The sequence below is a fragment of the Rhizobacter sp. P1_G5 genome (assembly GCF_056405435.1).
On the sequence record NZ_JBFUCB010000012.1, the window covers coordinates 1 to 13,791 of the forward strand.

General features: G+C 69.6%; 12 protein-coding genes. 3 read left to right on the forward strand and 9 right to left on the reverse strand.

The features are described 5' to 3' along the window. The coding region (locus tag AC1D12_RS01985) for a sensor histidine kinase (protein ID WP_477838612.1) at positions 1 to 1,853 on the forward strand (1,853 nt) is incomplete at its 5' end. A gap of 25 nt (positions 1,854 to 1,878) precedes the next feature. On the opposite strand, the gene AC1D12_RS01990 is transcribed toward AC1D12_RS01985, so the two are convergent. Further along, the gene (locus tag AC1D12_RS01990; RefSeq protein ID WP_477838614.1) at positions 1,879 to 3,474 is read right to left on the reverse strand and encodes a serine/threonine-protein kinase; all 1,596 of its coding nucleotides are present in this window, start codon (positions 3,472 to 3,474) and stop codon (positions 1,879 to 1,881) included. Here AC1D12_RS01990 and AC1D12_RS01995 point away from each other — a divergent pair. Beyond that, complete coding sequence (locus AC1D12_RS01995) at positions 3,416 to 4,192, forward strand: SOS response-associated peptidase family protein (protein WP_477826874.1); 777 nt, start codon at positions 3,416 to 3,418, stop codon at positions 4,190 to 4,192. The two genes, AC1D12_RS01990 and AC1D12_RS01995, sit on opposite strands and share 59 nt — an antisense overlap. Positions 4,193 to 4,203: 11 nt before the next feature. Here AC1D12_RS01995 and AC1D12_RS02000 read toward each other — a convergent pair whose 3' ends face one another. The 3 genes from AC1D12_RS02000 to AC1D12_RS02010 all read right to left on the reverse strand — a co-directional run bounded on the left by AC1D12_RS02000 (position 4,204) and on the right by AC1D12_RS02010 (position 7,819). Continuing rightward, the gene (locus AC1D12_RS02000) at positions 4,204 to 5,574 is read right to left on the reverse strand and encodes a type II toxin-antitoxin system HipA family toxin (RefSeq protein WP_477838616.1); all 1,371 of its coding nucleotides are present in this window, start codon (positions 5,572 to 5,574) and stop codon (positions 4,204 to 4,206) included. After that, positions 5,571 to 5,870, reverse strand: coding sequence for a helix-turn-helix transcriptional regulator (locus AC1D12_RS02005; RefSeq protein ID WP_477828149.1), 300 nt, complete (start codon positions 5,868 to 5,870; stop codon positions 5,571 to 5,573). Before AC1D12_RS02005 ends, AC1D12_RS02000 begins: the two co-directional genes overlap by 4 nt. A 107-nt stretch (positions 5,871 to 5,977) precedes the next feature. Beyond that, on the reverse strand, positions 5,978 to 7,819 hold the full coding sequence (locus AC1D12_RS02010) for an RICIN domain-containing protein (RefSeq protein ID WP_477838618.1): 1,842 nt from the start codon (positions 7,817 to 7,819) through the stop codon (positions 5,978 to 5,980). A 328-nt stretch (positions 7,820 to 8,147) separates the two neighbouring features. Here AC1D12_RS02010 and AC1D12_RS02015 point away from each other — a divergent pair, with 328 nt between their 5' ends. After that, positions 8,148 to 9,260 (forward strand): threonine aldolase family protein, encoded by a 1,113-nt coding sequence (locus AC1D12_RS02015; protein ID WP_477828508.1) that lies wholly within the window; start codon positions 8,148 to 8,150, stop codon positions 9,258 to 9,260. A 3-nt stretch (positions 9,261 to 9,263) separates the two neighbouring features. Here the strand turns inward: AC1D12_RS02015 and AC1D12_RS02020 are convergent, their stop codons facing one another. From AC1D12_RS02020 to glgA, 5 genes are all read right to left on the reverse strand, one after another. Then, positions 9,264 to 10,112: a CAP domain-containing protein gene (locus AC1D12_RS02020; RefSeq protein WP_047502173.1), complete on the reverse strand. Its 849-nt coding sequence runs from the start codon at positions 10,110 to 10,112 to the stop codon at positions 9,264 to 9,266. 488 nt (positions 10,113 to 10,600) lie between these two features. Next, complete coding sequence (locus AC1D12_RS02025; protein WP_477838620.1) at positions 10,601 to 11,569, reverse strand: aliphatic sulfonate ABC transporter substrate-binding protein; 969 nt, start codon at positions 11,567 to 11,569, stop codon at positions 10,601 to 10,603. Positions 11,570 to 11,665: 96 nt separating this feature from the next. Continuing rightward, positions 11,666 to 11,926, reverse strand: a complete 261-nt coding sequence (locus AC1D12_RS02030; protein ID WP_477828141.1) for a hypothetical protein — start codon at positions 11,924 to 11,926, stop codon at positions 11,666 to 11,668. Between the two features lie 55 nt (positions 11,927 to 11,981). Beyond that, entirely contained in the window at positions 11,982 to 12,230 is a 249-nt protein-coding gene (locus AC1D12_RS02035) for a hypothetical protein (RefSeq protein WP_169675417.1), read from the reverse strand. A 103-nt stretch (positions 12,231 to 12,333) separates the two neighbouring features. Beyond that, positions 12,334 to 13,785 (reverse strand): glycogen synthase GlgA, encoded by a 1,452-nt coding sequence (glgA, locus tag AC1D12_RS02040; RefSeq protein ID WP_477838622.1) that lies wholly within the window; start codon positions 13,783 to 13,785, stop codon positions 12,334 to 12,336. Between the last annotated feature and the right edge of the window lie 6 nt (positions 13,786 to 13,791).

The window sequence follows — 13,791 nt, forward strand, 5'->3', positions numbered from 1 at the left end:
CGCCGGACCTGTTGATGACGAGGGGACGCAGCCTGCGCGTGCTGATGGCCGCGTGGTCGCTGGCTGGCGCAGCACACGCTGCAGGCGTCGTCGCGCTGTCGCCGCAGAAGGGCATCGTCTCCATCTCGGACCTTGAAGCCGTGGTGTCCGCCGGCGAGCAGCCGCCGCCCGATGCCGCGGCCTGGCGGCCGGTCCGGCTGCCCGATCGCTGGGCAGAGAACGGCCGGGCGCGCGCAGGGACCGTGTGGTACCGGCTGCGCGTTCACATCGATCCCGCGCAACGCGAACCGTGGGCCTTCGAAGTGGCCTACGCGACGATGAACAGCGACCTGTGGGTCAACGGAATGCTGGTCGGGCGCGCCGGGCGCATGGAACCGGACAACTTGACGCGTCACTGGAACACACCGCTCCTGTTCATGGTTCCGCAAGCGGCATGGACCGCGACGGACAACCTCGTGTACCTGCGGGTGCGCTGTGGGACCAGCAGCGACGGCGGCCTGGGCCACCTGTTCGCGGGGCCGGCCGCTGAGCTCTCGAAGGCCCATGAGCAACGTGTCTTCTGGCGAGTCAGCCTGCTGACCGTCGTCGACGCCTACGTGTTTGCGCTCGGGGTGCTGTTCGCCATCATCTGGCTGCGCCGTCGCGAAGCCCTGCAATACGGCTACTTTGCGGCGGCGAGTCTCTTGTGGGCCCTTTGCACGAGCAACGACCTCCTCACCGACCCGCCATTTTCGCCGCGTGCCTGGCAGATGTTGATCTTCCTCTGCAACATCTGGACGTCACTTCTGTTCGCGCTGTTCTTCCTGCGCTTCGCCGGCCGGTCATCACCGCGCCTGGAGCTCGGCGCGATCGGCCTGGTGCTCGTTGCCAATGCGCTGCAGTTCCTGGTCGGCCCGACCCGGCAACAGATCGCCTTTGCGGTGGTGATCCTCGGCGTGCTGTCGCTTTGCGGCTGGGCAACCGTCTTGCTGCTGTCCGATGCGCAAGGCCGGTCGAGGCGCGACCGGCTGTTGCTGGGCAGCGCCGCTGTCATCGGGATGCTCGTCGGCGCTCATGACTGGCTGCTCACCATCTTCGTCCTGCCGTTCGACAGCCCCCACCTGGTGGCCTACGCCGCCCCCGTGACGCTGTCGATCTCGGCATGGGTGATCGCTGGCGACTACACCCGCACCCAGGAGGATCTGACGCTGTTGAACCGCAGGCTCGCCGATCGCGTCCGGCAGCGCGAGATGGAACTGCGCGAGTCTTTCGCTCACCTCGTCGAGGCCGATCGCGATTTCGCCGTGGCGACCGAACGGGCACTCGTCCTGCGCGATCTGCATGACGACGTCGGCACCCACCTGGCCAGTGCGATGCGGCAGCTCGAAGAGGAGCGCGCCGAGCCGCTTGCGGTCGCCCAGACGCTGCGCGAGACGCTGGACCGGCTCAAGCTGCTGATCGATGCGCTGAGCATGCCGCCCGGCGACGTCAATGCGTTGCTGGCCAGCCTGCGCTATCGCTTGCAAAGGCGCATCGAGGCCGCTGGACTGGATCTGCGCTGGGAAGTCGACTTGCTGCCGCACTGGGAAGCAGGCGAGCACGGCGACGCGATGCGCCGCCTGCAGCGGCTGTTGCTCGAGGCGATATCGAACACCCTGCGGCATTCGCACGCGACCGAACTGCACCTGGCGGCGAGCGCCACCGACGGCGGCATCCGTGTCGCGCTCACGAACAACGGACCTGGCTTGGACGGTATTCCGGCCGCAGGGCTGCGAACGATGCACGAGCACGCCGTCGGGCTCGGCGCCCTGCTCGAGGTCAGCTCGACCCACCCCGGCGGTCGTATCCGGCTGTTGCTGCCGCGGGCCGGCTGATCCGGGCATTCACATCGCAACCCCGTCAGCGCCGAACCGGCGCCTGCCGCAATTCCTTGCTCAGCTTCGCCCGGTCGACGCCATCGGCACTCTGCACGACCAGCAGATGGAAGAACTCCTCCCGCGTCTGCGCCTGGCCGGCGACCCTCTTGACCACCATCGCGGCAATCGGCCCCATCTGGCTCGTCAAGACGCGACATGCGTGGGCCAGGACGTCGGGGCTCAGGGGCGTCGCCACGCCGAAGGCGCCGCATTCCGCGGTGATGCGTTCGATGAAGGCGCGACGCTGAGCGGGCGGCACGTGCTCGACGAGGGCGGTGCTGAAGGACACCAGGTCAAGGCAGTTGCGGGCCGCCTTGCGCACCAGAACCTTGCCGATCGGGCCGACGAAGCCGACCAGCGCCCGCTCGGCCCGTCCCAAGGTGGCAGCGTCCAGGCCCGTCCGCGAGGCGGCGGCCGCAACGGCGAGATCCGGACTTCGCGTCGTGACGGTGGAGTCGGGGAACAGCGACGCGGCCAAGGTCCGCACTCCGATGCCGTTGACGCAAGACGAGATCGCGGGAGCCACCTCGGAGCGCTTCGACAGCGCGTCGCGAAACTCCGCAGCGCTTGCGAACCTGGCCTTCGGGTTCTTGGCCAAGGCCGTCGAGATGATCGCGTCGTAGAAGGCATGCCGGACCGTGTTCGCAGCCGCGCTCGGCGCCGGTGGATCATCGTCGAGCGTCGCGCGCATCACCGACCGGGAACGCCCCTTGAACGGCGCCTTGCCGGTCAGCAGCCGGTACAGCAGCACACCCGCGGCGAAGATGTCCACGCGATGGTCGATCTCCGCCGCGGTGTACTGCTCCGGGGCCATGTATCCCGGCGTTCCGACCCAGGGGCCGCCCTGGGTCAGCGCGACATTTTCGACGCGTGCAATGCCGAAGTCGGCGAGCTTGACTTCGCCCCTTGGCGTGACGATCAGGTTCTCGGGCTTGATGTCTCGATGCCAGACGCCGTGCCGGTGCACGCAATCCAGCGCGTCCAGCAACTGGTCCATGATGTGCAGCAACTCGGCCTCGGGCAGCATGGGCGTGCGCGACAGAATCCATCCGAGGCTGCGCCCTTCGACCAGTTCCATCGCGATGAAGGCGCAGGCGGCGTCCTCGCCGTACTCGTAGATGGCCACGATGCCGGGATGAGACAACCGGCCGACCGCTCGCGCTTCGTTCTTGAAACGCGCCGCGACGAGGTCTGCCGTCCGGTCATGATCCAGCAGCTTTCGGAGGATGACCTTGATCGCCACCGGCCGTTGAATCCCCGGATCGAAGGCTCGATAGACGACGCCCATGGCGCCATGTCCCAGCACGCCGGTGATGRTGTACTTCCCTACGCGCGCAGGGTGGGATGCACGCCACCGGGGCGTATCGGCAAGGTCGGTCATCGACCGTCCAGCAACGTCATGGATCGTCCTTGGAAAAACGCGATCGCCGCGCTGGGGCGCTGCGGACCGATGGTATGAAGTCGCCGGCGTTTGAACCTGCCATGAATATGGGAAGCGACGCTTGAGAAACGCTGATGAAATGGTCGCTGCTGCCCGCTTCGGGATTGCCGACTTGCCGGCAACGCACACGATGGCCATCAACTATCACCCGGTCGCTGCCCCTGATCGCATGCTCTCCCACTTCGGCGTGGCTCAGCCCGAAGGTGACGTGACAGCAGGAAGTCTCCCGCTCTATCTCGCGCCATTCATCTCACGAGCACGGGATGGGGTCTCGCTCGAGCGCGACATTCCGCGATGTGGCTGCGAGCGTTCTTCGTGTCGTTGCAAGAGGTTGGCTCTGGGCCGGCGTGCCCAGGACGCGCCGGCCGACATCGCCGGTGACCTGGACATCTTTCGCCGTGCATGGCGTTGTGGTCAACGCTGCATCGTCCCCACCGAGGCCATCTACGAGCTGAACTATCAGACCGGCAGGCCTGTCCGCTGGCGAATCAGCCGCCGCGATCGCGCGCCGATGGGGATTGCCGGCCTGTGGCGCTGGTGGAAGGACAACAGGACCGGCGAGGAGGTCCCCAGCTTCACGATGCTCACCGTCAACGCGGACACGCACCAGCTCATGATGCAGTTCGGCAAGCCATGGCAGGAAAAGCGAATGGTCGTCATCCTGGACGAAACGGACCACGACGCCTGGCTCACCTGTCGCCCCGATCGCATGATGAGTTTCATGCACCCCTACCCGGCCGACCGGCTCGTGGCAGAGCCCTGGCCCAAGGGCCGTTCAGGTGCCACGCCCACGTGGGCAGGCGGCGTCACTGTTCTTTGGGGCACCGAGAGCCTTCCGGCCAGCGGAAAGGGGTGATCAGGCCGGCCTCAGGCCGCCCGCCGCGCGACCGACGCCACCAGCGGGTGCGCGTTGAAATGCGCCAGCAGCCGCGACTTCTGCATCGCCGTCAGCGGCGCCGCGGCCATCATCGCCGGCCACTGCGCGCAGGCCGCCCGCACCGCCAGCCGGATGGCCGTGGCCGCCGGCTTCTCGGGAATGCGCAACGCCGCGCAGAACGCGCGCACCACGGCCGGCGACAACAGCAGGCGCGCACGCGCCGCGGCCTGGCCAGCCGGCGGCGCCAGGGTCGCCGGCAGCAGGGCCAGCGCATGCCCCTGGTGCCCGCTGTAGGCCGCGTACGCGACGATGTCGTAGGCGGGGCCGAGACGCGGGTGCACGCCGTCCGGATAGACCAGCCCGATGTTCTTCAGGTGCATGTCGGGGTTGCCCAGCATCTCGTTGACGACCAGGCGCCGCAACAGCTCGTGCACCGCCGCCTCGCCCAGGCTGTCGAAGCCCATCAGCACCGCCGCCACGTCCAGGCAGGTGCGCGGGCCGCCCTCGGCGCCGGTGCCGTACTTGTCCTCGGGCATCACGCCCAGCACCTGCGCGAAATCCTCGCAATGCACGCGACCGRCCTCGCCCCGGTCGAAGCGCCGCACCGCGAGAAACTGCGTGCGCGCATCGGCATCGCCCAGGTCGTAGCCATGCCGCACCGCGAGCTTCTCGAGCGGCTCCAGCCACGCCTCGCAGACCTCGACACCGGCCGCCGCGGCCAGCCGCAACGACAGCTGCTCCACCTCCGGCAGCAGCGGCTGCGCCACCACCGGCAGCTTCGCGATGATGTGGGTGTCGTGGTCCTTCGTGCGGGCCACGTAGCGGTCGCCGTCGCGGATCGCCCCCACCTTCGGCTGCACGCCCGACAGCGACACGCCGTCGTCCAGCGGCTCGGCGCTCACCGACATCTCCAGCGCGTCCTGCTGCTGCGTCACGCAGCGCGCCAGTTCGTCGCGCGACAGCGCCACCGGCAACGCGAGCAGCTGGCCCGGCAGGTCGCGACCGCAGGCGGCCAGCATCTCGAAGTGATCGCGCGGGTCGCAGCCCCGCAGCTCGGCCACCCGGTCGCGGAACACGCCCTCGGGCAGCAGGTTCTGGAAGAACGACGGCAGCAGCCAGCCGTTGCGGTTCGAGAAGCGGCCGTTGAAGGCCGTCGACCTGACGTCGCGCCACAGCGCCTGCTGCTGCAGCGGCGCATCGGCCAGCCAGCCCGCCGAGACCGTCGGTGCGCCGGCGATCTGTATGAATTCTTCATCCGCGACGAAGCGCGTCACCACGGTGTCGGCCGCCAGCGTGTATCGAAACAGCACACCGATGCGCCGCCCCTCGCCCAGGAAGATGCCGAGCGCCTGGACGTTCATCGGGCCGGGCGCACGCTCTCGAGCGCCGCCGCGACGCGTGACTTCACCTGCGGCTCGGTCGTCTGCGCCCCGGCATCGACCGCCGCTGCCGCGGCCCGCGGCACCAGCACCACGTCCAGCCCCAGGCGGTCGGCCACCGCCAGCAAGGTGCTCAGCTTGAAATCCTCGCGCCCGCTCAGCACGTTCGTCAGCGTGCGCTGCGAGACACCGGCCTGCTCACGCAACTGCGCCTGCGTCAGCGTCGACGCCTCGAGCGACGCCCGCACCACACCCGACAGATCACCCACAGAGTTCATGGCAGCAAAGTAGTCGAATTGATGTTTCGACTACTTTGCAGTGTATGCCCCTGCGCCAGAAGTGGCAATGAATTGCCACTTCATGGATATCGACTACTTTGCTTCCATCAGCGTTGGTACACCCGCACGTAGTCGACATCCATGCGCTGCGGGAACACCGTGGCGCCGTTCGGCGCACCCGGCCAGTTGCCGCCCACCGCGACGTTCAGCAGGATGTGGAAGCGCTTGTCGAACGGAGCCGGGAAGGCGCCGCCACTCGACCACCACTGGGTTTGCGTGTTGTACAGCGTGCCGTCGACATAGTGGCGGATGACGCCCGGCTCCCACTCCACCGCGTAGGTGTGGAAATCGGTGAGGATGCTGCTGGCCGGCACGAAGGGCTTGCCCGAGTTCGTGTTGTTCGGCCAGGCGCCGCCGTAGTGCAGCGTGCCGTAGACGTTGTTGCCGCCGGCCGCGCCGGCGTTCACGGCCTCCATGATGTCGATCTCGCCGCTGGCCGCCCAGCCGCCGTAGACCGAATCGGACGGCAGCATCCAGAACGCCGGCCACAGGCCCTGCCCGCCCGGCAGCTTGATGCGCGCTTCCATGCGGCCGTACAGCCAGTCGCCCTTGTTCAGCGTGCGCAGCCGCGCCGAGGTGTAGTCGCGGCAGCCGTCGGTCGAGCAATAGCGCTCCTTCAGTGCCTTGATGCTCAGTACGCCGTTGGCCACCGAGGCGTTCTCGGGCCGCGCGGTGTAGTACTGCAGTTCGTTGTTGCCGCCACCCCCGCCGTTCACCTCGAAGCCCCACTTGTTGCCATCGATCGCGCTGCCGTTGAACTCGTCCTGCCACACCAGGCGCCAGCCTGCGGGCGGTTGCGTCGGCGGCTGGTTCGGCGGCGTCGTCGTGTCGCCGCTGCCGGCCGAGAAGGCCCAGCGCTGGTTGGCCTGCGTGCCGGTGCAGTCCCACTGCTGCAGCTTGCCGCCCGACGCGGTGCTCCATTCGGCCACGTCCAGGCACTTGCCGCTGTGGCGCGCGACGACCTGGTAGCCGTCGGGCGTCGCGTTGACGAGGAAGCGCTGGTTGTCGCCGGCGGTGTCGGTCCACTGCGTCAGCAGCGCGCCGTTCGCGGTGGAGACGCCGGCGATGTCCAGCGACTGGTGCGTCTGCGCGTTCGAGAAGCGGTAGGCGCCGCCCTGCTCCGGCAGCACGTCGAACTTCTGCGTCTGCGCGCCGCTGCAGGTGGCCTGCACCGCAGGCGCGCCGGCGGCGGTGCTGCCGCCCTGGATGTCGACGCACAGGTGCGAGTGGTTCGAGCTGATCGTGTACTGCCCGACCGGCAGCGTGCCACGGCCGGCCGTCGTCAGCGGATAAAAGTGGTACTGCTGAGCGCCGCTGCCGTTGCAGCTCCATTGCTGGATGTTGGCGCCGTCGTTCAGCGAGGCGCTGGCCACGTCGACGCACTTGCCGCTGTTGACGTTGGTCAGCACGTAGCGGTTGCCCTGCACCCGCTCGATGCGAAAGCGCTGCGCGTTGGTGCCGTTGTCGGTCCACTGCTGCACGTTGGCGCCGTCGCCGGTGCCGGCCGACGCGACATCCACCGCCTTGCCGCTGCCGACGTTGATCAGCTTGTAGACGCCCGCCGACGGCTGCGACACGTCGAAGGCCTGCGCCATGTTCGAGTTGCAGGCGGCCTGCTGGATGTTGCCGCCATCGGCGGTGCTGGCGGCCGCCACGTCGACGCACTTGCCGCTCAGCGCATTGACGATCACGTAGCGGCCGACCGGCAGCGTCGCGGTGGAAACGCCTGCCGCAGCCTCGCGGCCGGCGCCTTGCGCAGCGGCGCTGCCGTTGGCGGACGACGCGCCGTCGTCCCCGCTGCCGCAGGCTGCGACGACCGCCGCCGCGGCGATCGCCAGCGGCAGCAACGAGATCCGGTGGCCCGTGCGGACCGTATTGTGGTGTGCCATGAAGGTGCTCTCCCCCTGTGAATGCAGGCGGATTCTGGAGGGGCGTCCCGACCCCGGGAACGGGGTCATTGCAACAAGCCGAAACCCGCTCGTGCCGCACCAGGCCGCGCCGTTCCAGCAGGCGATGGATGTCCGGATGCGTCGCGCCGATTGCGCCGTGTTACGTAACAGGCGGGGGAAACTGGAAACGCTTTCAGTCCTGACACGCCGAGGATCTCCGCACTCGACCTGAGACCCACTTTTCCTGTCGGCAGCCCAGATTTTTTGCAATCCAGAGCAGTTGGCCCATTTTTTCTGACAATGCGGACTCCCCGCCTTCGAGCCGCTCATGCCCCTCAGCCCCGAACAACGCCAGCAACTGCGCCGCCAGTGCACGCTGGTCGTCCCCGACTTCGCCACGCCCACGCCGGCCGAGGAGTTCGCCCGCATGGCCGCCTGGTACGAAGCCCACGGCGTCGAGCACGACCACTACGGCAACGGCGCGTTGGCCGCCGACTTCGAACGCAAGATCGCCGCGCTGCTCGGCAAGCCGGCCGCGGTCTTCATGCCCAGCGGCGTGATGGCGCAGCTCGCGGCGCTGCGCATTCACACCGAGGCGGCGCGGCTGCCGCGCTTCGGCCTGCATCCCACGTCGCACCTCGCACTGCACGAAGAGGAAGCCTTCAGCGCGCTGCTGCAGTGCCATGCCGTCCCGGTCGGCGACCGCCTGCGGCCGATGCTCGCGGCCGACCTGGACGCGGTGCGCCAGCCGCTCGCGTGCGCGATCGTCGAGCTGCCGATCCGCGAGGCCGGCGGCCAGCTGCCCACGTGGGAGGAGCTGCAGGCCCTGCACGCTGCGGCCCATCGGCGCTCGATGCCGCTGCACCTCGACGGCGCGCGGCTGTGGGAGTGTTCGGCGTTCTACCAGCGCAGCCCGGCCGAGATCGCCGCCGGCTTCGAATCGGTCTACGTGTCGCTGTACAAGGGCATCGGCGCCGTGTCGGGGGCGATGCTGGCCGGCAGCGAGGATGTCATCGCGCAGGCCCGCCTGTGGCGCCGGCGCATGGGCGGCACGCTCTACCACCTGAGCCCGATGCTGGTGTCGGCCGCGATGCGCTTCGACGAGCGCCTCGCGCTGATGCCGGCGCTGTACCAGCGCGCCCTGTCGCTGGCGGCCGGGCTGAATGCGATCCCCGGGCTGCGCGTGAACCCGCGGGTGCCGCAGACCAACCTGCTGCACCTGTTCTTCGATGCGCCGCCCGACGCGGTGCTCGACGCGCGCGATGGGCTCGCCATGCACGACCGCTGCTGGCTCTTCGGCCACGTGCGCGCAGCCGAGGTGCCGGGCTGGAGCGCGACCGAGCTCTACGTCGGCGATCGCCTGCTGCAGGCCGACGACGCGAGCGTGCTGCCGCTGTTCGCGAAGCTGGCCGCGGCCTTCACCGCGACCGGCGGACGCTGACGATCAGGGCTTGATGAAGGTCACGCTGTAGCTGAAGCTCTTCGCGACGCCGCCGATCTTGACGTTCGACACCGTCACGCCGAGCCGGGTGTCGGCCGGCGCCCGCGACCACGGCTGCCCGGTGCCGCCGATCGACCAGGCCATCGTGTTCTCGGCATAGCCCTTGTCGAGTTCGGCCACGCCGGTCACCGGCACGGCCGCACCGGCGTCATCGGTCATCGCCACGGTGGCGGCCGAGAAATCCGCACCCGGGTACGAGAACGACCAGCGCATCGCCGGCTCGGCAATGCTGCTGTCCCATGGCACGTAGCCGCGCGGCGGCCACGACATGCCGTTCGGCACGCTCGGCGCCGCATGCGTGTTGCCGAGCACCCACAGCGCATTGCCCTGCGGTGTGTCGCCGGTGCCGACGTCGCCGAGCACCAGGCTGAACACCCAGCGCCGGTGGCCGAGCGACGCGACGCCGCCGTCCATCACGTACAGCGGGATCGAGCCGATGCCGGAGCTGTTGGCGCTGGCGCTGTTGAGGTTGGTGCCCCAGGCGATGTTCGATTTGCCGGCGGCAGTGGCGCCGTCGGCGGTGTAGCACTTCCAGGTGGTGGGCGGCGCGTGGCTGAGCTGGTCGTTCGCATCGAACATCAGCGCCGCCTGCTGGGCCTGGGCCGATTTCGGCAGCGACAGCGTCACGTCGCCCGGCAGGCCGGCCATCGCGCGGTAGTAGTTGACCAGCTTGACCACCGCGTTCTTGTACGCGAGCGGCGTGTCGCCGGCCGCGCAGCCGGTGACGTTGCCGCTCCAGCTGAACGAGGTCTTGCGCAGCGCGATGAAGCCGTCCTGGTAGCGCGCGAGCACCTCGGCACGGTTGCTGGTGTCGATGGCGGAGAAGGCGGTGTCGCTCGCTGGCGCTGGCGCTGGCGCCGGGGCTGGGGCTGGGGCTGGGGCTGGGGCTGGAGCTGGGGCTGGGGCTGGCGCAGGCGCAGGTGCCGGTGCAGGAGAAGGCGCTGGCGCTGGCGCTGGCGCGGGCGCCGGAGACGGAGCGGGCGAAGGAGCCGGCGCGGGTGCGGGCGCGGGAGCCGGTGCAGGCGACGGGCTCGGCGCATTGCCGGTCGGCGGGTTCTGGCTGACCTCGCTGCTGTCGCTGCCGCCGCCGCAGGCAACGAGCATGAACAGGCTCAGCAGCGCAGCCGAGGATCGGATGGGGGGACGGGACGATGACATGGCCCTCGGCATGCAAGCATGGGACCACGCGCCACTCGCCCCCTGTCCGACACGATCCACCCCCGCCGGTCACACATCATGTTGCAACGCCGACGCGTGGCGTCAGATCTTTCGGTACGGCGTCAGCTGGGCCGCCACACCGGCGAGTCCGCGATCACGACGCGGCGCGGCAGGATGTGCGCCTGCGTGAAGGCATCGGCGATGCGCTGCTGCTCGGCCAGGGCCTCCGCGTCGACGGCCTGCACCTTGTAGCTGCGCCGCTGGTTGGCCGCGGTCACGGTCGCGGCATCGAGGCCGATCACCGGCGCGTGCCATTCGGCCGCGGGGCCGGGGTTCTTCCTGATCCACTCTCCGGCCCGCTGCAGCTCGGCGAACACGGCACCGAGCACGTCCGGGCGCCGCTGCGCATACGGCGTCGCGGCAAGGTAGAAGCGCCGGTAGCTCGACAGCGAACCGCCGTCGAGCAGGATGCGTGCGCCGGCCTGGCGCTGTACCGCGGCGAGGAATGGATCCCAGATCACCCAGGCGGCCACGCTGCCGTTCTCGAAGGCGGCGCGCGCATCGGCCGGGCTCAGGTACGCCGGCTCGATGTCGCCGATCGACAGGCCGGCCTTCGCGAGTGCCTCCAGCAGCAGGTAGTGCGCGCCGGCGCCCTTCGCGAAAGCGACCTTGCGGCCCTTCAGCTGCGCGACATCGGTGATCGGGGAGTCCTTCGGCACGACGATCGCCTGCGCCTGGGGCGACGGCGTCTCGATCGCGCAGTAGGTGAGCTTCGCGCCAGCGGCCAGCGCGAACGGCGGCACCGCATCGGCCACATCGGCGCTCAGCTCGATCGCGCCGATGTTCAGCGCCTCCAGCAGCGGCAACCCCGAGGTGAACTCATGCCAGGTCACGCGGACCTTCAGCGCTGCCAGCGCCTGTTCGAGCACGCCGCGCGACTTCAGGAAGATCATCAGCGTGGACGACTTCTGGAAGCCGATGCGCACGGTGTCGGCATCGGCCGCGCGCACGGCGGCGGGCAGCAGGCTCGCCGCGGCGGCCGCCAGCATCAGGCGGCGGATCGGGTCGCCAGGAAGWTCAGGGTACGGCATCGATGGGCTCTCGACAATGACGGAGCCCGCGACGCTAAGCGCCGCCCCACGCGGCGGCAACGACGCAATGCGCAGTTGCTTATGCGCCGACCGGGTTCAGTGGCCGGAAGCCGACGGCTTGTGCATGTTGCGCGTGCCCAGCAGCGCGCCCACCGGGACGCCGTCGTCCGCCTTCGGCTTGCTGCAGTCGCGCGCGACGATGTTGGAGCCGATGCGCGGCTTGACTTCGCACAGCGGGGCGGCATTCGCCTGCGTCTGGTCCTGCGGCTGCGCCTCGGGTTCCGGCACGGGGCTCGCGCAGGCCGTGGCGAACAGGGCAAAGGTCAGGCCGGTCAGGCCGCTCAAACGAAGGGTCATGATGGGTTCGGGTGACGGGGAAGCTGGCGATTCTAGGGGCGCGGCGCGTGAGTTTTCAGGCGTTTTCGAGCCGCGCCCGATCCCGGATCACCGATCGCCCGGCCGTCAACGCATAGTGCAGCGCGGACTCCGGGTCGGTCCAGCAGCGGCCGTCGCACATGGCCTCGTCACGGAACACCTCGCACGGCGCGCCGCTGCCATGCACCTGCTTCACCACCACCGCGGCCACGTAGCCGCCGTGCGCCGCCTCGATCGCCCCGGCGTAGATCTTGAAGTCGCCGACCGTCTGCTCCTGGAAATGCATGCCCTGCTCCACGCCGGCGCCACTGCCGGTCGGGGCGAACTTTGAACGCGTTCGCTCGCAAATTCCATCGACAAGATTGGCGCCCCCATTCGGGGGGGCCGGCTCACTTCGTCCGGCACTGGGCGTACAGCCGCATGTAGGAAGCAGCGGCCACGTCCCACGAGAACTCCTGCGCCATCGCGCGGCGCATCAGCTGCTGCCACAGCGCCGGCTGGCCGAAGGCGTGCAGCAGCCGGTCGACCGTGACCTCCAGCGCCATCGAGCTGGCCGGCTCGAACGAGAAGCCGGTCGCCCGGTCGGTGCGGATCGTCTCGTCGGTCGCGTCGACCACCGTGTCGACCAGCCCGCCGACGCGCCGCACCACCGGCAGCGTGCCGTAGCGCAGCGCGTACAGCTGCGTCAGCCCGCAGGGCTCGAAGCGCGACGGCATCAGCAGCGCGTCGCTGCCGGCGATGATGCGGTGCGCGAGCGCCTCGTCATACACGGTGCGCACCGCCACCTGCGCCGGGTGCGCGCGCGCCGCGCCTTCGAAGGCGGCCTCCAGCGCGCGGTCGCCGTTGCCCTGCAGCGCGAGCTGGCCGCCGCGCTGCAGGATGCCCGGCAGCGCCGCCAGCACCAGGTCGAGCCCCTTCTGCGATGTGAGCCGGCTGACGACGCCGAACACCGGCGCGTCGGCCCGCCGCTCCAGCCCCAGTTCGGTCTGCAATGCATGCTTGCAGACCGCCTTGCCGACCAGTGAATCGGCCTGGTAGCGCTTCGCGATGCCCGCGTCGGTGGCCGGGTTCCACACCTCGGGATCGACGCCGTTCAGGATGCCGCAGACATCGCCGCCGCGGCCGCGGATCACGCCGTCGAGCCCGCAGCCGTATTCATGGGTCGCGATCTCGCGCGCATAGGTCGGGCTGACGGTCGTCACGCGGTCGGCGAACTTCAGCCCCGCCTTCATGAACGACAGCTGGCTGTGGTATTCGACGCCCGAGGCCGCCATGTAGCGCGCCGGCAGCCCCAGCAGGTTGAAATCGCCGGCCGGGAACAGCCCCTGGTAGGCCAGGTTGTGCACCGTGAAGACCCGCGCGGCGCGCGTCGGCGCGTGCGCATGGGCGTAGGCGCAGGCCATCGCCGCATGCCAGTCGTGCGTGTGCAGCACGTCGGGCACCCAGTCGGGGTCGAACTCGCCGGCGGCGATGTGGGCCGCCACCCAGCCGAGCAGCGCGAAACGCTGGGCGTTGTCGGACCACTCGTTGCCGTCGGGCGCCTGGTACGGGCTGCCGCCGCGCCGGTACAGGTACGGCGCGTCGACCACGTAGACCGGCAGCCCGCTGTACGGCATGGTGCCGAGCGTCAGCCGCACGCGCGCGGCGCCGAAGGCGGCGCCGATCTCGCAGACGGTCTTCTGGTGCAGCACCGCGTCGGCGATGGCCGGCAGGCCGGGCAGCACCACCCGCACGTCGGCACCGGCGCGCGCCAGCGCCTGGGGCAAGGCACCGGCCACGTCGGCCAGGCCGCCGGTCTTGACCAGCGGGAAGATTTCAGCGGCGACCTGGAGGACTTTCATGCAGTG